This is a genomic window from Enterobacter sp. DSM 30060 (assembly GCF_013375955.1).
GTDB lineage: Bacteria > Pseudomonadota > Gammaproteobacteria > Enterobacterales > Enterobacteriaceae > Enterobacter > Enterobacter intestinihominis.
Genome location: NZ_CP056118.1, coordinates 3,691,990 through 3,716,345, shown reverse-complemented (window position 1 = coordinate 3,716,345; position 24,356 = coordinate 3,691,990). Strand labels below are relative to the sequence as shown.

The window sequence follows — 24,356 nt, the reverse complement described above, 5'->3', positions numbered from 1 at the left end:
CCTTGTTTACTCAAAAAACAATTTAATGGATTTAGGATCTACTCCGTAATGGCATTGTGTGTAACCATTTTCGTCAGTAATACCTCTAAGCGTCATGCCATCCGCAGTTTCTATGCGATAAGGTATTAAAGCTTTAGGTTGATTGGTATTTTTATCTAATACCTGAAAACGTTCATTCATGGGGTATTTGAATTGCGGGTCCTCTACCGTCATGGGTTTTAACGCCTTTTCGAGTGAAGATATCCCTCCCCATAAAATATTGGCGCTTTTAAGATCGATTTTCCCTGGGGCACCAATTTCTACAGATCCATCTTTTATTTTTATATATGCCCCGCCAGTACTGGTTAATGTTATACCCTGTGCAGCGTTCAATATTATTTCACTATTAACACTATTGAGATTCAACGTTTTATCAGACTGAAGGCGCATTGCATCTGTTTGCGCTTGTATATCTACAATACCTCTTGCTGCAAATATTTTAATGCCCATTTTTTGCGCAAACAAACTTATAGCTTCGCCTGCTGCGACCGTCAATTTTTTGAAAATGCTCATATCAATATTTTCACCAGCCGTAGCCGTCAATGTGTGCCCGGACGACAGTTGAATATTTCTGGGTGTTGTTAATGCGATTCCTGCTGGCGCTGATGCCAGTATTCCCGCTTCTTTTAACTGATTCAGGGCCAGACTAAGTTTTTGTTGTGACGAACGATCGGCATCAAGAGCACCAGACACAGCGACACTTTGCGCTAATGCAGTGACTAATTCTAAAGCACTTTGTAATTGCGCAATAGCCGCGTTCATATCAAGAGTTTTGCCCTGGGCACTTGGTTGAACATCCCCACTAATAAAAATTCCCTTGCCACCACGTATCGCCCCCCATTTATCCGTGCGTAGTTCAAATCCTTCCCCCCGCAATTCACGGCTGGCATCCACATTGTGCCCCAGGTTCAGCTGCGTCTTGCCGCCGTACTCCGTGCTGAGCTTGATATGCTCTTCACCCCGTTTATCTTCCATCCGCAGCTTGTTATTCGTCGGCGTGCGGATCACATTCCGGGTGCTGTTCTTCTCCGTCACATGGTCAACATGCCGCGAGTCATGCAGCGCATGGGCGATATAGGGACGGTCGGGGTCGCCTTCATGGAATGCTATCGCCACTTCCGTTCCCTGAATGAGCGGGAAGTGAAAGCCGTACACGTCACCACCGTAGGGTTTTGCGAGGCGTACCGGCATGCTCTCCTGGCCCTGACCTTTCTCGTCACGATCGGCGTCAAATTTCACCCGGTACAGCCCGGATGCATCCTGCCAGGCGTAGATATCGTTGGCTTTTGCGCTGGTTACGCGAGCCGTCATCGTCCCGGTTACCTTCGGGCGCGGCAGCGGTGCCGGACGCCAGCACACCGTTTCGCTGTACGGCACGCCCAAAATATCCACCAGAAGGGCGCTCTTGCGACTGGCAGTAAAATGTGTGCTGATAACCAGCACCGGTTCCTGTAAGACAGCAGGCAGGGTGGGTGGCAGGCCGTCGGTAATATTCAGCACCTGAGCAGGTGCCAGCCACGCCGCAGTGCTGTAGCCTGTGATTTGCGTCTGGTTTGCCAGAAAACGCTCGTGGTCCAGGCGGGCGTAAAAGTTAGCCGTTTCTGCCGTGGGGTCTATTTTGTCGCCGCGCGCCAGATGGCGCAGCCGGTAATGGTAGACATCACCATAGGTCACCCCTTCACCGTCTCCCCGGGTCATATCCGCCGGTGCCGACTGCAGTATGCTCTGTGCGTCACGGTGGTTGTAATCTTTCGTGGTGACGCTAGCTTCCACCACGTTATGGGTGATGTTCAGGCCCCACACCGAGTCAGCGCCGCTGTCGCTCATCCCGGACGGACTGTTGACTGGCAGGGTTTTACCAAATACCAGCGCCCGCTGCGCATCGGTAAAATGCACCACTTCTGTCTGCGCGTCTTCCTGGAGGGTAAACCAGTAAAATATCCCCACCTCCGCCAGCAGGCGCTGAATAAACGCCAGGTCACTTTCCTGATACTGGTTTATCTGCTCGCGCTTCGGGTAGCTCTGCTTGAGGTTAAATTCATATTCCCAGCCATGCAGGTTATGCTCCTGTAACACTTGTTCGACTACTTCGGGTACTGACTTATTGACAAAGAAACGGTGGCTGCGGTGCTGCTTATCCAGCAAAAACAGGAATGGCTTAAGCGTGATCAGGTACTGTGTCTGGTCGGCAGAGCCGGAAATGCGTCTGAAATGAGTAATGACACCGTGCACTTTTTTCTGTTCAGTCGGGCTCTCCAGTAACCCGCCCCCCATCGTAAGGGTTGCGGGTTTACACAAAAACCAGGCAGCATCAAGATGCTTGTCCGTACTCGTAAAAATGATGTCATACCTGTAAATTCTGCTCAGGCCTTCAATACCGCTGAAGTCTTCCACATCAAGTGGAGAAGGACAGGAAGGAATATCCAGCCTGTAGCGGTTCAGGGTTCCCGCCCCGGTTAAAACGTTTTGCAAAGAGTCAGTGAGATTCATAATTTTTCACTCCATGAACGAATCTAAGAGGCGATCTGCAGGAACCCTCACGTTCGCCTTGATCAGGCTGAACATCACTGTTGTCCAGCTCGCCGTACGGTCTTACTGCCTCCATGTCATTAAGCGGAATGTCGAAAATACACTCGCCGGCAATCTCTACCCCGGCGACCATTTTGCGCGGCGTATCCTTATGGCGCTCAGAGTGCAGAACGTATCTGACAATGAACTGGCCTTTATCAGGAAAATGATGGAATGAAGGTGGGATACATAGCTGGCCGTTCACAATACGAAGTGTGGGATCAAACGTAATTTGCCGCTCCCTGAACCGGGTTCCTCTTGGAACGATGGAAATACTTACTGGCTGGTAGTCCTCTGGCTCCGGAACGCTGAAACACACATTGTCGCCTCTTGTGCTGACCGTTGTTATTTCATCAGGCCGAATGTAATCCCCGTGGCCGGGGCAACCAGTCAGTACCGTCAGGCTGAGCAAAAAAGCATGCCTGTGGCGAAAGGTCATTGCTTTCACCATGGGAACCCCCGCAGCGTGCTGGTATACAGGTGGTGGATAACGGGCTCAGAAATGTTGCCGTCAAGCGTGACATCACCTGCTTTTCTCAGATCACACCATGTCTCGTATCCTTCAACCTGCAACGTAAAATGGTCAGCAATAATTTGCGCCTGCTGTTCCATGGGATATTCACTTAACAGACGTCCATCCAGGACATAACGGTAACTCACCGCCCAACTGACCAGCCCCCGCCCGATGATGTTCATTCCTTTTTCACGCTGCCAGACATGTGCCATTTCGTGAATAAAAAGATGTTGCAGAAAAGGTAAAGTCGACGCGTAATCATCCCTGTACCAGTGACGAAAATAAATCTCACCGTTCGGGGACATCGCCGTATTTTTATTCTGGAGGCCAAACGGCAGATAACTGTCATAATGGATCCAAACCTTATGGTAAGGGATCGTCGATTTGTAGACCGACTTCGCCAGAACAATCTCTCCTGAAGTCAGTAACCGCAGCGAACCTTCCTTTTCTTCTTTTTGATCCGCCTTTTTTTTATCGTGGATGGTCATCACTCATCCTCCTGCCGCAGCTCAATCATTACCCCTTCTTCCTCATCCCAGCCCAGCGTCAGGGTATGCGGCTTCTGCCCCGCCGCCATATGGCTCAGCAACTGCTGGCTCAGGACCGGCAGAATCTGCTGGTTCAGCAGCCAGTGCTCGGGCAGGATTTCCGCATGGGCGCGGGTCTGGCACAGGGACGCGGCCCCTTCCATCGCACGGGCACAGTAAGGGTTAAGACGGCGTAACAGGATGGCTGGATTTTCCATGAGACTCTCTCTTTATCAGTTCCGGACACGCTACCGCCCGTCGCTGTTCCCTGTTATTCAGGAACCCAAAGCGCATCAGGTCGGGCAGGCAGATTGTGTTTTTCTTTGCACAGCGTCCGTGCATACAGACGCTGTGCAAAAAACTGCGGACAGGGCCCTGTCCGCATGCGACTTACGCGGTGGCGCGTTCGTTCCAGGAATCGGAATGAATGATGTTGCCGTCCTTGTAGGTCCAGGTGATTTTTTCGTAGCGCAGTTCAATCTGCTCGAGGTGGTTGTGCTTCTCGAACGCCGGATCCTTGATGTCGTGCATCTTCGGATTCACTTTCACCAGCTTCACGTTCTCAAGCTTCGTGTTGAAGTACTCCACTTCCTGGCCCGCGTCGTTGATTCTGTACCACTTAAATTCCGCAGATTTCAGGGTCTGGCCGGTGGTCACCGCCTTGTACAGGTACGGGCTGGAGGAGTCGATTTCCTTGGTGAACAGGAACGGGGTGTGGATACGGGTACCGGTCAGCTTGCCGGTGTTATTGTCGGTCGGGATGTACAGGTTATGCTCCTGGGCCACCACCTCGATGCTGCCTTCACGATCCTGAACGTCCACAGACCCTTTGATGTCCGCGCCGCCGTCGTCCTTCAGCCACAGATAGACTGGTATTGCCATGTTAATTACTCCGTTAAGTTGTTATCAGCGCCATCATCCTGCGATGACGCGGGGGTGTTGCCCGGCAGCTGGCAGGCGTTCGCCTGCGGCACCAGACTGATTTCGACACGGCGGTTCAGCGTCCGGCCTTCTGCCGTGTCGTTGGTGGCAACAGGTCGGCTTTCACCGTAGCCCTGCACCGCAAAACAGCTCTCCGGCACGTCGCCGGTATCACGCATCCAGTCGCGCACGGACTCCGCACGCTTCAGGGACAGGACCTGGTTGGACTGGTCATCCCCGGTGCTGTCGGTATGGCCTGCGACCACAATCAGCCAGCCGGGTTTCGCCTTGATCCCCACAAGTGAGTTCACCAGCAGCTTTGTTGAGGCGGGTTTCAGCGCCCATTTGCCGGTATCGAACAGCGACATGCTGTCGAGGCGGACAGTCTGCGGCCCCTGTACGATTTTCTTAATCACAGGACGAGGGGGCGGCGGTGGCGTCCAGCTATTAATGGCGGCTTCTACCAGCGGGATCAGACGCATGCCCTGGTACAGGCCGAGCCCGTAACGCAGTGGCTCACCACGCCGCAGCCAGTCGTCCAGCAGGCGGCTGTCTGCCTGCAAACGCTGCTGCGCCTGCTGCTTCGGCTCAGGTGGCGTGCCGCTGAGACGGTGGTATACGGCAAGGTGGTCGCCCACGCTGCGCACCAGTCGCTGGTTGTTGATAAAGGAAGCCAGCATCGCCAGCGCAAGGAAGACAAAGCAGATACCCCCGGCCAGCCGCATATTCTGCATCCGGCGGCAGATGCCGTGGCGGCGCGGCAGGTACGGCAGCAATACCTCCGGCAGCGGCAATAAATCCGGTGCAAAGACAGGTTTCGGGCAAAGCGTGGTGATACCGGCTATCTGCTGCTGCCAGAGGTTATCCTCTGTTGCGGCGATCGGTGCCAGACAGATACCTGCCGCGCAGAGATTCAGCTGCGGAAGCTCACCCTGTCGGGCGCTGAGTGGCCGGGTGAGGTGGTGCGCCATCAGCGCCAGTATGCTGTCCAGCCACAGCGTGTCATAAAGGCGTGAGGCGCGGCTGCCGCTCTCCCACTGCCAGTCCGTCACCGGCAGGGCGACATGTCCGTTCTGCCGCACCCGCACGCCCGGTAACTCCGGTGTGACGGTAAACCACTGCGCCTCCTCTTTAGGGTGAAGGTCAGGTGGCGATATCCAGGCCACGCTCCATACCGGCGGAACACCGTTCAGCCAGTTCCGGCACTGCGTAATACTGCGTCGCCAGCCACGGAGCGTCTGCGCCAGCGCCTCTTCCGACGTCTGCTGTTCCGGTATCAGCGCCAGCAATACCGAGACCTGCGACACCAGCGCCGGACGGACGGCCGCCAGATGCTGCGCCAGCAGCGGCAGCTGTTCTGCGTTTTGCGCGTGTATATACCAGCCCTGACGGGTTTCACGATAAACGGTATCGGGAGGGAACAGGCTGGTCGTATCGCCGCAGACCAGCACCACCGCACCCTGAAAATCTTCCAGGGGCAGGACATGCTCCGTTACCGGTATGACGAACTGGCGACGCCGCCACCGATGCCATAGCGCCGCGCCGCAGACCAGCACAATACAGACGCTGAGCACAGAACGGCTGACGGTGGAAAGCGGCCAGAAATCCACGACCAGCCACAGGGCAAGCACAGCAGCAAACAGCGTGAGAAGCGTTCGGGAGAGTTGACGCATCCGTTATCCCTGCCCCGCAATCTGCGCCACCATCTGCGACAGCACAGAGGAGAAGGTGAACCACAGCGCCGCCAGCACCACCACGCCCGCCACCCAGCCCAGCCAGTACATCCGGCGTCCGCTGCGCAGGCGGGATGCCCTGACCACCACCGGAGTTTCCTGGGTCAGCGCAAACGGCGGTACGCGCTCACTGAGCGCGCGCACCACATCCTCACGCCGCTCATCATCCTGCGTGCGGTACTGGCCGGTGAAGCCCAGTTGCAGGGTGCGGTACAGGCAGGTCAGCACCGCCACATCCGGCGCAGGCTCGCGCAGGGCCGTACGGATACGCTCCCACAGCTCTTCCCCTGCATTCAGGGTACGGAAAAACCGCGCCTGAAGTGGGTCCTTGCGCCACTGGCGGTAACCGTCATCCTGTTTATCCCGGTTCAGCACGCTCTCATCCATCAGGGCGCAGTACGCATACAGCATATGGTCGCAGGATGTGGTGCTGAACCCGGCTTCGTTCAGTGATTCTCGCGCGGCGTTCACCCATCGGCAGGCCCGTCGGTACAGCGCTTCGCCGTCCTTTACCTCCTGGCCGCTGCGCAACTGGCTGACCATCAGCCAGCCCGGATAAAACGTTTTGTTTATCAGGTCAATGTCGGCATCGTTCATGAGCGCAGCACCGCAAACAGTTCAAGTTTCACCTCACCGAGGGAGCCCGGCGTATAGAAGGTACAGTTTCCGGCTTCCAGCATGGCACGAGCAGCATCGGTGGACAGATCCAGCGCGAAATACTGATTTTCCAGACGCAGCGGGATGGCCGCCGGAACGTGGCTTAGTGGTTTAATCACCATCCCGCTCAGGGCGATATTCACCACCTCAGAGACATCATCGTGACTTCCCGCCTTACACAGTTGCGGGAAGCGCGTCTGGAGTTCGTGGTTTGGCATGGCGGAGCGCACGGAGAGATAGAAATCGGCCCCTTCACGCAGCCGCGCGTCGTGCAGCTTCCCGCGCCAGATCTCACGGTCTTCGCCCTGCTTCAGTTCAATGGCAATCACGCGCGACGGCAGACTGGCTTCAAGCAGGTTATCGAGCAAGGTAAACAGCGGCGGGAACACCGTTTCCGGCGCGTCATGCCGATAGGGGGGAATGGCGTCCACATCATGTTCAAGCGAAAAGGTCAGCAGGCTGCCGGCAAGGCGGGCCAGCTCGCGGTACAGCAGTTCCGGATGGCGGGACGGCGCCTGGTGCAGCTCCGTCAGTACCGGCTCAACGCTGTTGAGGGCGTTCAGCAACCAGAACAGCGATACATCGGCCACCGCGAAGTCCGCCATCCGCTCGTTGCTTTCACGGCGCATGGCCATCAGGCGCTTACGCCGGGCCGCCAGGCGGTGCAGCAGGTCACTCAGTTCGCTGAGCAGTAACGGGCTGGCAGACATAGAGAGCAGCGGCGGAATAAAGCTCCGCTCCTGTACCCACTGCCCCTGTGCGTTTCGCATCAGTCTCGCCACCGGGCAGGTAAGCCAGGCGCTGTTTTCCTGAGTCGACAGCCGCAGCGTCAGGGCATGACGAAGTACCGTCAGTTCACTGCGCTCATGCCCGGCCAGTTCCTGCACTGTTACCCGTTCAGACTGCCAGCGGCGCGGACGGGCACTGTCCTGCCCGTCATCCAGATTACCGCCATTGGCGCTGAGGAGCGGCAGACACAGCAGCACTTCAACAGCATCACTCCCCGCCGCTGATAAATCACAGACCGGCGGCAGGGTATCCGCCAGATCTGTGTCCACCAGGGTACCATCCGCGAAGCGCACACAAAGCCGGGTGGCATTAAGACGTGAAAGGGCCAGCGCGCCTTCGTCGAACTCCGCGCACAGCACACCCCACGGGTGCGCCAGCGCCATCCGGGCCACGGTGTCGGCCACATGTGCATCCCAGCGGGCCTGCTGCTGGAACTGCTGCGGGGCCAGGAAGGCCCCGTCTTCCCATAACGGACGATAAATTTTCATCCCTGCTACCGCCTTACGCTTTCGCTTTCGGCATCTGGCTCACCAGAGAAAGGTTCACATCCATGCCTTCCACCTGGAAGTGCGGCACCGCAAACAGCTTCACGCGGAAGAAGCCCGGGTTGTCTTCGATATCTTCCACCACCACCTTCGCGTCACGCAGCGGATGAGAAGCCTGCAACTCATCGCCCGGATCGGTCATTTCCGTCACCAGACTACGCACCCAGGTATTCAGCTCCAGCTCCAGCAGACGGCGGTCCTTGGTGGTGCCGATGTTCTCGCGCTGGATGAGCTTCAGATAGTGCGCAATACGCGACAGCAGGAAGATGTACGGCAGACGGGCGTTGATGCGGCTGTTGGCCGTGGCATCTGCGGTGTCGTACAACGCCGGTTTCTGCGCGGAGTTCGCCGAGAAGAAGCAGGCATAGTCGCGGTTTTTGTAATACGAGAGCGGGATAAAGCCGAGGTTGGCAAACTCAAACTCGCGGGTCTCCGGGATCATCACCTCAGACGGGATTTTCACCTGGTTGCCGGTGCCCAGATCGTACAGATGAATAGGTAGATCTTTCACCGCCCCGCCCGCCTGCGGGCCACGGATCTGCACGCACCAGCCGTTATTGATGAAGCTCTTCACCATGTTTGACGCGAAGGAGAACGACGCGCTGGTCCACAGGTATTTCTCGTGATCCGGGCCTTTCACCTGCTCAACGTAGTTAAAGCTGCGTACAGGTACGGTGTCCGGGCCATACGGCAGACGCCCCAGCACGCGCGGCATCACGAGGCCGATGTAGCGGGCGTCGTCAGTATCGCGGAAGGATTTCCACTTGATGTATTCAGCGCGGTCGAAGTAGTTGCCGATATCCTTAATCGCAGCAACCTCTTCCATAGAGTCTTTCAGGAAGAATTTCGGCCCGACAGAGCCAATAAACGGCATATGTGCGGCAGCTGACACTTTAGAGATGTTGCGCAGCAGCGCCACATCCTGGGGACTGGCGTCAAATTCATAGGATGAAATCACTGAGCCAATCGGCTCGCCGCCCGGGGGGTCGTATTCGGCGGTATAGGTGTGCCAGTAGAGGCCGCTCTGGATCAGTTCCGGTGCATCCTCAAAATCCTGGCGCAGGTCGTCCTTGGAGACGTCCAGAATCTCGGTTTTCACATTCTGGCGGTAGTCGGTGTTGTCCACCAGCTGCTTCAGGCCGCGCCACAGGGACTCCACCTTCTGGAACGCCTGGTGATGCATTACGGCATCCAGCTGACGGCTGATCTGGAAATCCAGTTCGGCGATATGGTGGTCAATCAGCGTTTTGTCGAGCTTCTCCACGGGCTGACCGGATTTGCGGATGCAGTCCATAAACACCTGCATCGCCGCCGTCAGGCGTTCACCCGCCGGCGCGTCAGAAAGCGCGGCATCATCCAGAAACGCATTGATATCACCCAGGCTCGAGGCCGGAGTCAGGTTGATTTTTTCAAACAGGGAGGCGTAAACGCCCTCTTTTTCCAGTACGATGGTCTGCCCCTGCGCGGAGGCGGTTTCACTATTCACAGACATCAGCATATTCCCGGTTAATCCATTAAATTACACATGCCGCTTATTTCGGGGCCAGTGCACTCATTTCGTCACGTAATTCCTGAGACAGCGCCGGGTCTTTAAGAATTTTCTCGAGTTCTTTTCTGAAAGTGGCGTTATCAAGAAGATTGGATTTGAGGTCGCGTAATAAATTACGCATGGCCAGCATGGCGCGGAGCTGGGGGATCTGGCGGGCAACCTGTTCAGGTTCGAAATCCTTAATATCGGAGAAATTCAGTTTTATACTTTCCTCCGAACCATCGACAGCCATGGTGTTAGGCACCGTCAGATTAACCTCCGGGTTAAATTCCGAAAGTACGCTATTAAAGTTATTTTTGTTGACGTTGATTTTCTTCCTTTCGGACAATGGACGATTCTCTTTTCCATTACTGAAATCACCGACGGTGAGAAGTTTAAGCGGCAGTTCGACTTTCTTCTGCGCGCCGCCTGTATGCAGCGCCAGCTTTAAATTTATGCGTGCCTTGGGCACCTCATTCTGAAATGAATCGGCCATAGCAGTCCCTTTCTTTGCAAGAAATACGTGTTAAGTGAGTGACGGGTCTTTACAAAACCATATTAGAGCAAAATCCCATTCATAATCAACTTTTCAGATCAAAGATCTGCATATGGATTTTACTTAAGAATTTTCTACTGATAAGGGTGAAAAAGAACGCCACTCAGCACCTGCCTAAACGTCCTCACGACCCTTTTGTGAGTCTCACAGAAAGTTGTTTTAAAAGCTGGAAATCAGATTATTTTGTTACTTTATAGAAGGCATGGAATAGTACAATTCTGGACTATTCCATCACTCGCTGTTATAAAAACAAGAATAATATTGGCTCGCCATATATTCAAAAATCCATCTCTTGTTAAAATCCCCGGCCTACATATTATCGATAAGCCTGGAACCAAAACAATCTTTCCTTTCACCATATCAGGCAGAATTATATCTACTCAACCAGGCGATAACAGCATATAACTTTCCTCTAAGTTCAGGAGGGGGTACGCCATGCCCTCTTCAAAACGTCTTAATTTCTCCCTTAATTAAACGGCTTAACCTTTCTCCTGCTACGCTTGTTGTATGGTTCAGAAACGCAGGAACGCTTTCGATGAAAAAAATCGCCATTATCGGCTCAGGCCCAACAGGGATTTACACCTTTTACTCACTTCTTAACAACGCAGCACCGCTGTCGGTCACCGTGTTCGAAAAAGCAGACCAACCCGGCGTAGGGATGCCCTACAGCGACGAGGATAACTCCCGGCTGATGCTGGCGAATATCGCCAGTATCGAAATCCCGCCCATTTTTATCACCTACCTCGACTGGCTCAAACAGCAGAGTGAAGCCCATCTTGCCCGCTATAACGTCGACAAAGACAGACTGAATGACCGGCAGTTTCTGCCGCGTATTCTGCTGGGTGAATATTTTCACGACCGCTTTCTCGCCGTCGTTGCCGAGGCGAAAAAGGCTGGGTTTCATATCGAGGTTCATCCCAACGCAGAAGTCACTGATATTAAGGCTGATGCAGACGGCGTGGCCCTGTCAGTGAACGATGCCCCTTTCTCAAGGCGGTTTGATCTTGCAGTGGTCGCCACCGGTCACGTCTGGCCTGATGAAGATGAATCCACCCGCGACTATTTCCCAAGCCCATGGTCGGGACTGATGGACGCGGATATCCGAGCCTGTGAGGTGGGGATTATGGGTACCTCCCTCAGCGGACTGGACGCTGCTATGGCTGTAGTAATGCAGCATGGTCGGTTTAGCGGGGAGCAGTTCGTTGTCAATAAAGGTAGTGAGGGGCTAAACATCACGCTGATGTCCCGCTCGGGCGTTCTTCCGGAGGCCGACTTTTACTGCCCTATCCCTTATGAACCGCTGTCGGTGTTAACGGAGTCTGTGGCAGAAAGCGAAATTGCCAAAGGCCCTGACGGGCTGCTTGACCGCATCTTTGCGCTGATGGTGAAAGAGCTTGAGCTGGCCGATCCGCGCTGGTGCCAGGCGATAGCGATCGGCACGCTGAATGCTGACACGCTTCGTGATGTCTGGTTTGAGGATCGTAAAAAGCATGGTCCTTTCACCTGGGCCGAAGCGAATCTGAAAGAAGTGGAGCGCAATAAGTGCGAGAAACGCACCGTTGCCTGGCGCTATACCGTGCTTCGTCTGCATGAAGTAGTTCAGGCCATTGTCCCTTCACTCAATGAACGTGACAGAGAACGGTTTAAATCCGGGCTGGAGCGTGTGTTTATTGATAACTATGCCGCCATTCCACCGCAGTCTATCCGCCGGTTACTGGCACTGCGCGAGGCAGGGATCATTAGCGTAGTCGCACTCGGTGATGATTACGACCTGGATATCGGCAGCGATCAGACCGTCATCACCACGAAAGAAAAGCGTTATCGCTTCGACGTCTTTATCGATGCCCGCGGGCAGAAACCGCTCAGAAATAAGGATATTCCCTTCCCGACGCTGCGCAAACAGCTTGAGGAAACGGGGGATGAAATACCGGACGTGGGGGAAGACTACACGTTGCTGTCACCTGCGTCTCTGCGCGGACGTATCGCTTTTGGGGCGATCCCCTGGCTGATGCACGATCATCCGTTTGTTCAGGGTTTGTCTGAGTGCGCTGAAATTGGTAAAGCGATGGCGAAAGCGGCGGGGAATCCTGCGTCGGGCGTGCGACGGAAGTTACCTTACACGGAGTTTTAACAGGGCTTCCCTGCCCTGCGGTGTCGGATTACTCGAAGAAGACTTCCGGGTTTTCCGACAACGACACGAACGATTTAGTGTTCTTGTCCAGGGCAAGGATTTTGCCGCTTTCGATGTCATACACCCAGCCGTGCAGGCGAATGGCGTTGTTGCGCAGGCCTACCGCCACCGACGGATGGGTCTTGATGTTGCTCAGCTGAGCAAAGACGTTCTCCTGCACCATCGCATTCACTTTATCGATTGGCTGATCCCAGGTTTTCTTTTCAACCACCGCTTTTGCCGCATCAGAATAGCGCAGCCAGTGGGAAACGGCTGGCATCGGCTCCAGATCGGCGTTGTCAGCAATCGCCTTCATCGCGCCGCAGTTGGAGTGGCCGCAAATAACAATATCGGTCACGCCAAGGGCCACTACCGCGTATTCGATGGTTGCAGAGACACCGCCAGGCTCCGGCCCGAACGGTGGCACAATGTTGCCCGCGTTTCGAATGACAAAGAGCTGTCCTGGCTCCTGCTGCGTGACCAGTTCCGGAACCAGACGGCTGTCGGAGCAGGAGATAAACAGCGCTTTGGGATTCTGACTGGACGCTAAACTACGAAAAAGCTCTTTACGTTGCGGGAAAATCTCTTTTTGAAAGCTGAGAAAACCTTCAATGATATGTTGCATAGCCATTTCTCTTTTATCTGTTTTAGTTTAGGTATGATCGCGATCACACTCGTAAAATTTAACCACCGTGCCTTAGCGGAGACAAGCAATATATTTCTGGCCCGACCGCTGCACAATCTCATCTGCGTTCGCCGGGATGTTTTGCCCTTCAAAGGCCCCGTACAGTCGCTGGTACGTTTTCCCGGTCAGTCGACCGATCACCGCCTCAACGGTGCGGGCAGGCAGCGGCAGCATATTCGGATAACTCCACATAAACGACACGGCGTCCTTACCAGGCGTAACCTGCAAAATATCACCGGCCAGCAGCACGCCGTCGCCTGACTGACAGTGCAGCACCGTGCCGCCTGCAAAATGCCCGCCCAGACGCAGCAGCGTCACCGACGGCATAATCTCCAGGGCGTCCTCCTCCCAGAAGCGTATCGCCGGACTGTCACGCATCACCCACTGCCGATCGCTGGCGTGCAGATAGATCGGCGCGTTAAACGCGGCGGCCCACTCCTGCATGGTGGTGTAGTAATGTGGGTGCGAAATCGCGATCGCGCTGATGCCCCCGAGCGCGTCAACTAACGCTCTGGTCGCCGGATCGAGGTTGGCGATGCAGTCCCACAGAACATTGCCCTGCGGCGTACTCAGCAGAAGCGCCCGCTGGTTGATGGCAAAAGCGGGAACGGTTTTGATGCTGAACAGCTGCGGCTCCAGCTGTTGCCATTTGTTGGTGTGCGTGGTCGTAAGGCTGTCGAAGTCCGTCCATGCCTGGCCCGTCACCGGGACATACTGGCGCTCATCGTCGCAAATCGGGCAGTTTTTGGGCTGTTCATCGTAAGCGGTACCGCAGGTTTTACAGAGTGTAATCATCGGCTTTCCTCAGCAATAAAGCACTGAGTATGGCAGGGATTATCCATATGTGCTGAGGGGTGCCTGGCCCGCTTTTTTTGACTTATACTGTGCCAGTATCAAAAACTGAATAACGCAGGTGGCACATGGAAATTGATCTCGATAACTTAGTCTTTAACGGGCTGGATGAAGCAGAAGAGCGCAACGCGGAACGTCTCGACGATGCGGATAAAAAAGCCCAGGCGATTGTCGCCGATGACGACTGCGGCGATGCCTGCAAGATCTGACGAGAAAGCACCGGAAGCCCCGGTGCTTTTTTTATGCATGAGGTTTTCACGCGCTATCAGATCTCCGGCGTTTTGCTAAACCCGGTCAGCATCAGGATCAGGCTTTGTTGAGATGACCCCGTCTCAAACTGATAGTGGTTTCCCTGACGATCGCCGCCGATATACCACGAAATTTCGGTTTTCCCTTGTGCCAGCGCCTTGCGCACCGCTTTATCCACGTCCACCATCCGGTATTCGCGGGAGTGGTTCAGGTAAAGCACCGCATCCGAGCGATAGTTGCAGGGCGGCCGTGAATGCCAGCTTACGGTGGCCGGATCCCAGTCGTTACTCGCCGGATAGAAGAAGATTTGATCCGCGCCGTTGGTTTCCACTTTCCCGCCATAAATTCTCACGCGGTATTTAAACTGGGCAGGATCCTGTCCGGCAGGCAGCGGAGGGATGTTGAACTTCACCAGCGACAATGTTTCGCTGTTTTTCGTGCGTCCACCGTTCTTCCAGTTATCCTGCACCAGTAAGACCTGGGGATCGGGTTGTGAAAGTGCGGGTTCCATGCTGCTGAGCCAGACGTTGGCCTTCGCTTTTGAATAACCATACGGCACGGTGGTGCCGCAATCCATTCCGCGGTTCATGCACAGGTCGGTCATAAAGCGCGCGGCATCTTCCGTCCAGCCGTTCATGAAGTCAGCATGCGCCGTATACAGGCTCCCCCATCGCTCTTCACGTTCACTGCCATGCATGGTGGGGTCGAGGGAAAGCTGGACTTTACTGGTATCCAGAGAGCTAATTGTCGGAAGCACGTACGCAATATTCATGTTCACCGTCGGGATCTTCACCGGGAAGGCGGACGGACACTGTCCTTTCGTATCGTAGGTGGCGTTAGCCAGGCCGTGGGCGGGCTTCAGGTTGACCCCGTCCCAGCAGTTCGGGAACTGAATGCCGATATTAAACTGCACGGCATCCTTCGCCTTGCGTAAGCCGCAGACTTCACCCGTTCTGGTGGTGTAGCCCTTGCCGTTGGCGCATAAAAAGGTGATATGTGGATTTGGCGCGGTGCCGTGATGATCGCCCGCCAGCAGCGACAGCCCCGCCGGGAACGGGTGCAGCGGCCAGGCGTCAACGTTCGATGCCTGATAATAGGTTTTTTGATAGGCGGGTTTGACCACCGTTCCGTCCGGTAATTTTAGCGACGGAGCCCAGTAGGCCGAGCTGTCTGCTTTGTTATCGCAGGTGGTCTTTTCCTGGGTACGCAGCGATTCACGGCTGGAGTAAGCATCCGTTTGCACGTTACCAAAAAAATCGTGCAGCATGGCCTCGTTGGGCATGCCGTACATCATAATGGCATCATCGCCGAGGGTATGGGAATAACTGCATACAACATGCGCCTGTGGACCAGCGTGTGCCGCCTGCATGGCAAGCAATAGCACGGTGGCAGAAAGCGCGGGGGTTAATACTGTCCGTTTCATTATCATCTCCATCTGAGAAAGGAGATAGTGGTAACAAAACGGCTATCGTTTACCGAGGATTAGCCAGGGCATTTTTCCCTTCATTCTCACTTTACACGCATCACGCACAGCTCATTCCAGTACATTTCGCGCGTCCGGCGAAGTTCAGCGTGACGTTTTAACATAGAACCACTCCGGGTCGATGTTGGCTACGTCCACGCCATAGAGGCTGGCGACAGGCAGTATTGACTCAAGAACACGTTGCGCGCTGTTCTCCGCATTCGCTGGTCGGGGCGCAAAAAACCGCCGTAACGTGCTTATCCATTTTTTCATCGTCATTACCCTTCTCGCTTAACCTGGACTCAGTTAAACACGCCTTCATCATGAAGAGGAAATAACAATAATGACTGTTGATATGCGGGATCTGAAAAACTCGCGAGACGCTGTCGTCCTAACCGGCCAGCGCTTTAACCACCGTTTCCATCGCTTTGGTGGTCAACTCACTGCGCTTAACGCGCTGGTTCGCCAGCGCGGTACGTAGTACCCCGGCAATCACGATATGCTTGGGCTCCTGCCCTAAGTCACGCATCTCCAGAACGACCTTGCCTACCACCCGACACATCTCCTGGTACAGCGCTTCGTCTTTGGTCACATTGCCCATTGCCATCACTCCGTTGCCCTAAACCGTCAGCTTAAATCATTCGTCGGCTGGATACAAAAAAGAAGCCCGGCGTGTTGTTCGCCGGGCTTCGTATGGAAAATCAGGCGATTAGTTGTTTACCGGGATGACCGCGCCTTTGTATTTGGTGCGGATCCAGTCCTGAATCTCTTTGGAGTGCAGCACGTTCACCAGCGCGACGATATCCTTCTTCTTCTCATCACCGCGATGAACGGTAATGATGTTGGCGTACGGGTTATTCTCACCGCTTTCAACCGCAATTGGATCGTGGACCGGATCCAGACCAGCATCAATTGCGTAGTTGGCGTTGATCACCACCGCAGCACCTTCGTCGTTGTTGTACATCTGCGGCAGCAGAGATGCCTCGACGTTAGGGGTGAATTGCAGCTTTTTCGGGTTCTCCACAATATCGCTGATGCGCGCGGTCACTTTATCGATGCCTGGCTTCAGTTTGATCACGCCCTCTTTTTCGAAGATGGAGAGAATACGCCCTTCCTCGGAAACCGCATCACGCATGATGATTTTGCCGCCTTCCGGCAGATCCTTCAGCGATTTGTATTTTTTTGAATAGATACCGATCGGCTCAATGTGGATTGCGCCTGCACTGACAAAATCATAATCCTTATCGCCCGCATGATCTTTAAGCACGCTGTTCAGGTAAGGGATGTGCTGGAAATAGTTGGCATCAATGTCATGCCCTGCCAGCGCCGTGTTTGGCAGAATGTAGTCCTGGAACGGTTTAATCTCCAGATCAATACCCTGCTTCGCCAGAATCGGCTTAGCCTGCTCCAGAATTTCCGCGTGCGGGGTGTTGGACGCCCCCACGGTGAGCGTGTCCGCCCAGGAGGCAAAGCTCAGGGCGCTCAGGGTGGCTGCGGCGATCAGTGTCAGTGTCTTTTTCATGATGTGGTTCCTGTGTGTATTTATTAGCGTTTATCTAACAGTGAAGTAATGGCATCGCCGCAGAACTGGATAATGAACACGATGATCAGAATGGTCACCGTTGCCACCAGCGTGACGTCACCATGGTTGCGCTGGAATCCTTCCAGATAAGCCAGATTTCCCAAACCGCCGGCACCTATCACCCCCGCCATTGCGCTGTAGCTCACCAGCGCAATCAGCGTCACCGTCATACCTGAAACCAGTGCGGGTGAAGATTCCGGCAGTAAAACCCGAAACACTAACGTGCTCAGCCGTGCGCCCATCGAACGCGTGGCTTCAATTACCCCTTTATCCACTTCCCGCAGGGCAATCTCGACCAGACGGGCGTAGAACGGCGCGGCGCCCACAATCAGGGCGGGCAGCGCAGCGTTAGCGCCGAGAATGGTCCCCACAACGGTCTTGGTGAACGGGATCAGCAGAACAATGAGAATGATGAACGGAATCGAGCGGAACACGTTCACCACAATCGACATCACGCTGTAGACCGTGCGGTTGTGGAATAACCCGCCGCGGGCGGTTAAAAACAGCGCCAGACCGAGCGCGATCCCCAGAACAAACGTCGCCACGCCGGAAAGCGCGGTCATGTAGAGCGTCTCCTGGGTTGCAGCCCAAAGCTGATCCCACTTCAGGTGCGGAAAGAGTTCTTCAGCCATGCTTGATTACCTCGCCTTCAATATCGCTTTGCTTCAGGTCGGCGAGGATATTGTTCAGTTGTTCATCCGATGCCACCACGTGCACCCAGAGCTGCCCGAAAACACCGTGGGCGGTTTGCGTCATTTTGCCGTGCAGGATGTTAAACGGCAGGCCGTAGCGCAGGGTCAGTTCACCGACGATCGGCCTGTGCGTGCTGTGCCCGGTGAAGGTGAGCTTGATGACCGCGCCCTCCAGCTCATTTGCCAGTTCGGTATTGAAGGTCTCTTCCTCCGCGTACTGGCTCACCTGGCGGACAAACTGCCGGGTGATCGGCTGCTGAGGATGCGTAAACACGCTCAGCACCTCCCCCTCTTCCACCACCTTGCCGTTCTCCATTACCGCCACGCGGTCGCAGATTTTGCGCACCACATGCATCTCATGCGTAATGAGTACGATGGTCAGGTTAAAACGACGGTTAATGTCCAGGAGCAGATCGAGGATCTGATCGGTGGTCTGCGGATCTAGCGCCGAGGTGGCTTCGTCACACAGCAGTACGTCCGGATGATTGGCCAGCGCGCGGGCAATGCCCACACGCTGTTTTTGCCCGCCGCTCAGCTGCGACGGGTAGGCATTCTCGCGCCCCTTCAGGCCGACCAGCTCCACCAGCTCGGCAACGCGAGCCTGAATTTGCGCTTTTGGCACACCGGCAATTTGCATTGAAAAGGCGATGTTTTCCTTCACCGTGCGCGACCAGAGCAGATTAAAGTGCTGGAACACCATGCTGATTTTCAGGCGTGCCTGACGCAGCGCTTCTCCCTTCGCGGCGGAGATATCCTGACCGTTAATAGTGACGCTGCCGGCGCTGGGCTTTTCCAGACCGTTCAGCAGACGGATAAGCGTACTTTTCCCGGCCCCGCTGTAACCAATGATCCCGTAAATCTGTCCCTGCTCTATCGTCAAATTGACGTTATCAACGGCTGTCAGCGCCAGCTTCCCGTTGTCAAAAACCTTCGAAATATTACTGAGTACGATCATTCTTATTCGTTATCCGTTACGCATATAGCGGTTTAGCAGTATGGATGTCCAAAAGATAGTAAACAGCCGTTATCAGCTTTTAAATGACCAAAAAAGAATTTCTTATAATGCGGCGGAATAAGCAGCGAACTGGCGGGTGAAAAGCATTTAGATGAATATCTGCAATAATTATCTGCCCTTTGCATATCAGGTCTCATTCATCCGACGAAATTGGTTAATTTTGCAGCACTATGTACTGATATAGCCATCCTCACATCCGGACAACTTTACGTCTTGCTGTCTTTCCACCCAAAAACATAAGGATTATTCCTTTCTGTTCTAAAACCCAGTGAAACGTTCTTTATTGAGAAAATTTCATGGTCCTATCATCCGGTCATCACCTCTTCACAGGACATGACCATGACGCTTTACCACTCCGTCACCGAACTAATTGGCCATACGCCACTCATCCAGCTGCACAAGCTGGATACCGGCCCCTGCTCGCTGTTTCTGAAGCTGGAAAATCAGAATCCAGGCGGCTCGATTAAAGATCGCGTCGCGCTGTCGATGATTAACGAGGCCGAGCGTATGGGGCAGCTACGGCCCGGCGGCACCATTATTGAAGCCACGGCGGGGAACACCGGCCTGGGGCTGGCGTTGATTGCGGCGCAAAAGGGATACTCGCTGATCCTGGTGGTGCCGGACAAAATGAGCCGCGAGAAGATTTTCCACCTGCGCGCGTTAGGAGCGCAGGTCGTGCTGACCCGTTCAGATGTGAATAAAGGGCATCCGGCCTACTACCAGGATTATGCCCGGCGGCTGGCGAACGAACTGCCAGGCGCGTTTTATATCGACCAGTTCAATAACGCGGCCAATCCGCTGGCGCACCGCACCACTACCGCACCGGAACTGTTTGAACAGCTTGACGGTCAGATCGATGCCATCGTCGTCGGCGTGGGGTCCGGCGGTACGCTGGGTGGCTTACAGGCGTGGTTTGCAGAACATTCGCCGCAGACGGAATTTGTGCTTGCCGATCCGGCCGGGTCGGTGCTGGCGGACCAGGTTGAGACCGGACGCCATCACGATGCCGGATCGTGGCTGGTTGAAGGGATTGGCGAAGACTTTATCCCTCCGCTGGCGCACATCGAAGGGGTTAACCGCGCCTGGCGCATTACCGATCGCGAGGCGTTCACCACCGCCCGCGATCTGCTAAAAACGGAAGGGATCCTGGCAGGCTCCTCCACCGGCACGCTGCTGGCGGCGGCGCTGAAATATTGCCAGGCGCAGACTACGCCAAAACGTGTGGTCACCTTCGCCTGCGACAGCGGCAATAAATACCTCTCAAAGATGTTCAACGACGACTGGATGCGCCAGCAGGGGCTGATTTCACGTCCGCAGGCAGGCGATCTCTCGGACTATATTGCCCTGCGCCACGATGAAGGCGCGACGGTGACTGCCGCCCCGGACGACACGCTTTCCACCGTGCTGGCCCGCATGCGCCTGTACGACATCTCCCAGCTGCCGGTGCTCGATAACAACAAGGTCGTCGGCATCATCGACGAGTGGGACCTGCTGCGACACATTGAGGGAGATGCCGATCGCTTCTCTCTCCCCGTGACGGCGGCCATGACGCGTCAGGTCGAATATCTGGATAAGCAGGCCCCGGAGAGCGCCCTGTACGCCATCTTTGACCGTGGCCTGGTGGCGATTATTTATGACGAAAACCGCTTTCTGGGTTTGATCACACGCAGTGACGTACTCACCGCCTGGCGTAACCGCCTGACAAAATAAAAGGAGCAAAAGATGAAAAACCTGGCCACCCTCAGCGTTCACAGTGGTGAGTATCACGACCCGCACGGCGCCGTGATGCCGCCAATTTACGCCACGTCGACGTTTGCGCAACCGGCACCGGGTGAACATACCGGCTACGAATACTCCCGGAGCGGCAACCCAACCCGCCATGCGCTGGAGACCGCCATCGCCGAACTGGAAGGCGGCACGCGCGGGTACGCCTTCGCGTCAGGGCTGGCGGCCATTTCCACCGTGCTCGAACTGCTGGATAAAGACAGCCATATCGTCGCCATTGACGACGTGTATGGCGGTACGTATCGCCTGATCGAAAACGTGCGCAAGCGCAGCACCGGGTTACAGGTGAGCTGGGTTAAGCCGGACGATGTAGCCGGACTTGAGGCCGCCATTCGCCCGAACACCCGCATGATCTGGGTGGAAACGCCGACGAACCCGCTGCTGAAACTGGCCGACCTGGAGGCCATCGCAGACATTGCCCGGCGCCATAATGCGATCAGCGTGGCGGATAATACCTTCGCCTCCCCGGTCATTCACCGGCCGCTGGAGGCGGGGTTCGACATTGTGGTTCACTCCGCCACCAAATATCTCAACGGTCATTCAGACGTGATTGCCGGGCTGGCTGTTGTCGGGGCAAATAAGGATCTCACGGAGCGTCTGGGCTATCTGCAAAACGCGGTTGGCGGCGTTCTGGATCCGTTCAGCAGCTTCCTGACGCTACGGGGGATTCGCACCCTCTCCCTGCGCGTTGAGAAGCACAGTGCCAACGCGCTGGCGATTGCGCAATGGCTGGAGCAGCATCCGCAGATAGAGAACGTGCTCTATCCCGGGCTGGAGTCACACCCCCAGTATGCGCTTGCCCGCAGACAAATGGCGCTGCCGGGCGGCATGATCTCCGTTGTGATTAAAGGCGATGCGCAACGCGCGACAGAGGTGATTCGTCATCTTACGCTCTTTACCCTGGCGGAAAGCCTGGGCGGGGTGGAGAGTCTGGTGAGCCAGCCCTACAGCATGACCCACGCCTCCATTCCACTGGCGCAGCGTCTTGCAAACGGCATTGTGCCGCAGCTGATACGCCTGTCGGTGGGGATTGAGGATGCGAAGGATCTGATCGCCGACCTTCAGCAGGCGCTGGAAAAGTGAGCAAAAAACGGCGGGCGTTGCGCCTGCCGTCATAAGATGACATTAGGCCTTAACGCCTTGATAACAAACTTATGTGAATCTGCACAGAATGTTTTTAAAACGCTGTTTCCATTTTCCTTTTTACTGTGAATCAGCGTATAATGCGCGCCAAATCCCTGGTGAATGGTTTCAGCGCTTGGAATACAAAAAACAACGTACAACTTCTCCTCTCCTTCGTTGGGCTGGCACTCAGGCACACTTTCTTCTGCACGCTCATTTGATGTCACCTATTCTTAGTGCGTGTCATATACTCTTTCGCAACACAGGTTTGACTCCGCGGCGGTGCGCCCCCGGAGCGAGATTTCCATATCCTTCCCAACTTAAAGACTAAGACTGTCATGAAAAAGACGAAAATTGTTTGTACTATCGGCCCGAAAACCGAATCCGAAGAGATGCTGAGCAAAATGCTGGATGCCGGCATGAACGTGATGCGTCTGAACTTCTCCCACGGCGACTATGCTGAACACGGTCAGCGTATTCAGAACTTGCGCAACGTGATGAGCAAGACCGGGAAAAAAGCGGCAATCCTGCTCGACACCAAAGGTCCTGAAATCCGCACCATCAAACTGGAAGGCGGTAACGACGTTTCCCTGAAAGCGGGCCAGACCTTCACCTTCACCACCGACAAATCCGTTGTAGGTAATAACGAAATCGTTGCCGTGACCTACGAAGGCTTCACCAGCGATCTGTCCGTTGGCAACACCGTGCTGGTAGATGACGGCCTGATCGGCATGGAAGTGACCGCGATTGAAGGTAACAAGGTTATCTGTAAAGTGCTGAACAACGGCGATCTGGGCGAAAACAAAGGCGTTAACCTGCCGGGTGTGTCCATTGCTCTGCCAGCGCTGGCTGAAAAAGACAAACAAGACCTGATCTTCGGCTGCGAACAAGGTGTGGACTTCGTTGCGGCGTCCTTCATCCGTAAACGTTCTGACGTGGTTGAGATCCGCGAGCACCTGAAAGCGCACGGCGGTGAGAACATTCAGATCATCTCCAAGATCGAAAACCAGGAAGGCCTGAACAACTTCGACGAAATCCTTGAAGCGTCTGACGGTATCATGGTAGCGCGTGGCGACCTGGGCGTAGAAATCCCGGTTGAAGAAGTGATCTTCGCGCAGAAGATGATGATCGAGAAATGCGTTCGCGCGCGTAAAGTGGTTATCACCGCAACGCAGATGCTGGACTCCATGATCAAAAACCCACGCCCTACCCGCGCTGAAGCCGGCGACGTGGCAAACGCCATCCTCGACGGTACCGATGCCGTTATGCTGTCTGGCGAATCTGCAAAAGGGAAATACCCTCTGGAAGCGGTCGGCATCATGGCGACCATCTGTGAGCGTACCGACCGCGTGATGAAAAGCCGTCTGGATTACAACAACGACAGCCGTAAACTGCGCATCACCGAAGCCGTGTGCCGTGGTGCGGTAGAAACCGCCGAGAAACTGGAAGCCCCACTGATTGTCGTGGCGACCCAGGGCGGTAAATCTGCGCGTGCCGTGCGTAAATACTTCCCGGATGCGACCATTCTGGCGCTGACCACCAACGAAACCACCGCGCGTCAGCTGGTGCTGAGCAAAGGCGTGATCCCACACCTGGTGAAAGAGATTGCCTCTACCGATGATTTCTATCGTCTGGGTAAAGAAGTGGCTCTGGAACTGGTTGATTGTGGCCTGGCTCAGAAAGGCGACGTGGTGGTTATGGTTTCTGGTGCACTGGTACCAAGCGGTACAACCAACACTGCATCTGTCCACGTACTGTAATATTTCACGAACAAATTATTGTTTTGTTAAAAAGCGTCCTTCGGGGCGCTTTTTTTATTCCCGCCATTAACCAGAACTATTCAAAAAGCAAATCGGGTTTTTCTATTTAATCGCGATTTATCTAAGATGAATCCGATGAAAAATGCCTTTTTTAACATAGCTTTTTCGTCAAAATTGCCGATTTCGTTGTTTCTTTGAGCGAACGATCAAAAATAGGCGTAATCCCATCAAAAAAATATTCTCAACCCAAAAAACTTTGTGTAATACTTGTAACGCTACATGGAGATTAACTCAATCTAGAGGGTATTAATAATGAATCGTACTAAACTGGTACTGGGCGCGGTAATCCTGGGTTCTACTCTGCTGGCAGGTTGCTCCAGCAACGCTAAAATCGATCAGCTGTCTTCTGACGTTCAGACTCTGAACGCTAAAGTTGACCAGCTGAGCAACGACGTGAACGCAATGCGTTCCGACGTTCAGGCTGCTAAAGACGACGCAGCTCGCGCTAACCAGCGTCTGGACAACCAGGCTACTAAATACCGTAAGTAATAGTACCTGTTAATAAAATGGCGCACATTGTGCGCCATTTTTTTTGCCTTCGTCAA

General features: G+C 54.7%; 24 protein-coding genes. 6 read left to right on the top strand and 18 right to left on the bottom strand.

Going from position 1 to position 24,356, the window contains the following annotated elements; translation table 11 throughout:
* Positions 1 to 6: 6 nt before the first annotated feature.
* From HWQ15_RS17675 to tssB, 10 genes are all read right to left on the bottom strand, one after another.
* The gene (locus HWQ15_RS17675; protein WP_063149310.1) at positions 7 to 2,529 is read right to left on the bottom strand and encodes a type VI secretion system Vgr family protein; all 2,523 of its coding nucleotides are present in this window, start codon (positions 2,527 to 2,529) and stop codon (positions 7 to 9) included.
* Positions 2,516 to 3,058, bottom strand: a complete 543-nt coding sequence (locus tag HWQ15_RS17670; RefSeq protein WP_063149309.1) for a putative T6SS immunity periplasmic lipoprotein — start codon at positions 3,056 to 3,058, stop codon at positions 2,516 to 2,518. Before HWQ15_RS17670 ends, HWQ15_RS17675 begins: the two co-directional genes overlap by 14 nt.
* Positions 3,052 to 3,609, bottom strand: a complete 558-nt coding sequence (locus HWQ15_RS17665; protein WP_063216535.1) for a hypothetical protein — start codon at positions 3,607 to 3,609, stop codon at positions 3,052 to 3,054. The genes HWQ15_RS17670 and HWQ15_RS17665 overlap by 7 nt, the downstream gene beginning before the upstream one ends.
* Positions 3,609 to 3,866 (bottom strand): hypothetical protein, encoded by a 258-nt coding sequence (locus HWQ15_RS17660; RefSeq protein ID WP_038415927.1) that lies wholly within the window; start codon positions 3,864 to 3,866, stop codon positions 3,609 to 3,611. Before HWQ15_RS17660 ends, HWQ15_RS17665 begins: the two co-directional genes overlap by 1 nt.
* A 172-nt stretch (positions 3,867 to 4,038) precedes the next feature.
* On the bottom strand, positions 4,039 to 4,530 hold the full coding sequence (gene hcp, locus HWQ15_RS17655; RefSeq protein WP_009653685.1) for a type VI secretion system effector Hcp: 492 nt from the start codon (positions 4,528 to 4,530) through the stop codon (positions 4,039 to 4,041).
* Positions 4,531 to 4,535: 5 nt separating this feature from the next.
* Complete coding sequence (locus HWQ15_RS17650) at positions 4,536 to 6,242, bottom strand: OmpA family protein (protein WP_063149703.1); 1,707 nt, start codon at positions 6,240 to 6,242, stop codon at positions 4,536 to 4,538.
* Between the two features lie 3 nt (positions 6,243 to 6,245).
* The gene (tssL, locus tag HWQ15_RS17645; RefSeq protein WP_063149702.1) at positions 6,246 to 6,899 is read right to left on the bottom strand and encodes a type VI secretion system protein TssL, short form; all 654 of its coding nucleotides are present in this window, start codon (positions 6,897 to 6,899) and stop codon (positions 6,246 to 6,248) included.
* On the bottom strand, positions 6,896 to 8,236 hold the full coding sequence (gene tssK, locus HWQ15_RS17640; RefSeq protein ID WP_063149701.1) for a type VI secretion system baseplate subunit TssK: 1,341 nt from the start codon (positions 8,234 to 8,236) through the stop codon (positions 6,896 to 6,898). Before tssK ends, tssL begins: the two co-directional genes overlap by 4 nt.
* Positions 8,237 to 8,249: 13 nt before the next feature.
* Positions 8,250 to 9,791, bottom strand: a complete 1,542-nt coding sequence (tssC, locus tag HWQ15_RS17635; RefSeq protein ID WP_074184509.1) for a type VI secretion system contractile sheath large subunit — start codon at positions 9,789 to 9,791, stop codon at positions 8,250 to 8,252.
* 34 nt (positions 9,792 to 9,825) lie between these two features.
* Positions 9,826 to 10,317, bottom strand: coding sequence for a type VI secretion system contractile sheath small subunit (gene tssB / locus HWQ15_RS17630; RefSeq protein WP_023300236.1), 492 nt, complete (start codon positions 10,315 to 10,317; stop codon positions 9,826 to 9,828).
* A 595-nt stretch (positions 10,318 to 10,912) separates the two neighbouring features.
* Between tssB and HWQ15_RS17625 the strand changes: the two genes are divergently transcribed.
* Positions 10,913 to 12,508, top strand: a complete 1,596-nt coding sequence (locus HWQ15_RS17625) for an FAD-NAD(P)-binding protein (RefSeq protein WP_045309088.1) — start codon at positions 10,913 to 10,915, stop codon at positions 12,506 to 12,508.
* 28 nt (positions 12,509 to 12,536) lie between these two features.
* Here the strand turns inward: HWQ15_RS17625 and HWQ15_RS17620 are convergent, their stop codons facing one another.
* Together HWQ15_RS17620 and HWQ15_RS17615 are read right to left on the bottom strand one after the other, a co-directional pair.
* Entirely contained in the window at positions 12,537 to 13,172 is a 636-nt protein-coding gene (locus HWQ15_RS17620) for a carbonic anhydrase (protein ID WP_022647889.1), read from the bottom strand.
* Between the two features lie 72 nt (positions 13,173 to 13,244).
* Positions 13,245 to 14,027, bottom strand: a complete 783-nt coding sequence (locus HWQ15_RS17615; protein WP_046620247.1) for an MBL fold metallo-hydrolase — start codon at positions 14,025 to 14,027, stop codon at positions 13,245 to 13,247.
* 125 nt (positions 14,028 to 14,152) lie between these two features.
* On the opposite strand from HWQ15_RS17615, the gene HWQ15_RS17610 reads away from it, so the two are divergent.
* Positions 14,153 to 14,293, top strand: a complete 141-nt coding sequence (locus tag HWQ15_RS17610; RefSeq protein ID WP_003857665.1) for a hypothetical protein — start codon at positions 14,153 to 14,155, stop codon at positions 14,291 to 14,293.
* A gap of 56 nt (positions 14,294 to 14,349) precedes the next feature.
* Here HWQ15_RS17610 and HWQ15_RS17605 read toward each other — a convergent pair whose 3' ends face one another.
* The 6 genes from HWQ15_RS17605 to HWQ15_RS17580 all read right to left on the bottom strand — a co-directional run bounded on the left by HWQ15_RS17605 (position 14,350) and on the right by HWQ15_RS17580 (position 19,024).
* The gene (locus HWQ15_RS17605; protein WP_063149644.1) at positions 14,350 to 15,756 is read right to left on the bottom strand and encodes a DUF1996 domain-containing protein; all 1,407 of its coding nucleotides are present in this window, start codon (positions 15,754 to 15,756) and stop codon (positions 14,350 to 14,352) included.
* Positions 15,757 to 15,900: 144 nt separating this feature from the next.
* The gene (locus HWQ15_RS17600; RefSeq protein ID WP_022647883.1) at positions 15,901 to 16,068 is read right to left on the bottom strand and encodes a hypothetical protein; all 168 of its coding nucleotides are present in this window, start codon (positions 16,066 to 16,068) and stop codon (positions 15,901 to 15,903) included.
* A 118-nt stretch (positions 16,069 to 16,186) separates the two neighbouring features.
* Entirely contained in the window at positions 16,187 to 16,396 is a 210-nt protein-coding gene (fumD, locus tag HWQ15_RS17595) for a fumarate hydratase FumD (protein ID WP_003857676.1), read from the bottom strand.
* 108 nt (positions 16,397 to 16,504) lie between these two features.
* A complete protein-coding gene (locus tag HWQ15_RS17590) occupies positions 16,505 to 17,317 on the bottom strand; it encodes a MetQ/NlpA family ABC transporter substrate-binding protein (RefSeq protein WP_003857677.1) in 813 nt (270 codons plus the stop codon).
* 23 nt (positions 17,318 to 17,340) lie between these two features.
* Positions 17,341 to 18,009 carry a methionine ABC transporter permease gene (locus tag HWQ15_RS17585; protein ID WP_017384621.1) on the bottom strand — a complete coding sequence of 223 codons (669 nt, stop codon included), beginning with the start codon at positions 18,007 to 18,009 and terminating at the stop codon, positions 17,341 to 17,343.
* Positions 18,002 to 19,024 (bottom strand): methionine ABC transporter ATP-binding protein, encoded by a 1,023-nt coding sequence (locus HWQ15_RS17580; protein ID WP_023299939.1) that lies wholly within the window; start codon positions 19,022 to 19,024, stop codon positions 18,002 to 18,004. Before HWQ15_RS17580 ends, HWQ15_RS17585 begins: the two co-directional genes overlap by 8 nt.
* Before the next feature lie 399 nt (positions 19,025 to 19,423).
* Here HWQ15_RS17580 and HWQ15_RS17575 point away from each other — a divergent pair, with 399 nt between their 5' ends.
* The 4 genes from HWQ15_RS17575 (at position 19,424) to lpp (ending at position 24,300) form a co-directional block, all read left to right on the top strand.
* Positions 19,424 to 20,794 carry a cystathionine beta-synthase gene (locus tag HWQ15_RS17575; RefSeq protein ID WP_063149643.1) on the top strand — a complete coding sequence of 457 codons (1,371 nt, stop codon included), beginning with the start codon at positions 19,424 to 19,426 and terminating at the stop codon, positions 20,792 to 20,794.
* 12 nt (positions 20,795 to 20,806) lie between these two features.
* Positions 20,807 to 21,952, top strand: a complete 1,146-nt coding sequence (locus HWQ15_RS17570) for a PLP-dependent aspartate aminotransferase family protein (protein ID WP_063149642.1) — start codon at positions 20,807 to 20,809, stop codon at positions 21,950 to 21,952.
* 377 nt (positions 21,953 to 22,329) lie between these two features.
* On the top strand, positions 22,330 to 23,751 hold the full coding sequence (pykF, locus tag HWQ15_RS17565; RefSeq protein WP_015570703.1) for a pyruvate kinase PykF: 1,422 nt from the start codon (positions 22,330 to 22,332) through the stop codon (positions 23,749 to 23,751).
* A gap of 312 nt (positions 23,752 to 24,063) precedes the next feature.
* Complete coding sequence (gene lpp / locus HWQ15_RS17560) at positions 24,064 to 24,300, top strand: murein lipoprotein Lpp (RefSeq protein ID WP_001082307.1); 237 nt, start codon at positions 24,064 to 24,066, stop codon at positions 24,298 to 24,300.
* Positions 24,301 to 24,356: the final 56 nt, after the last annotated feature.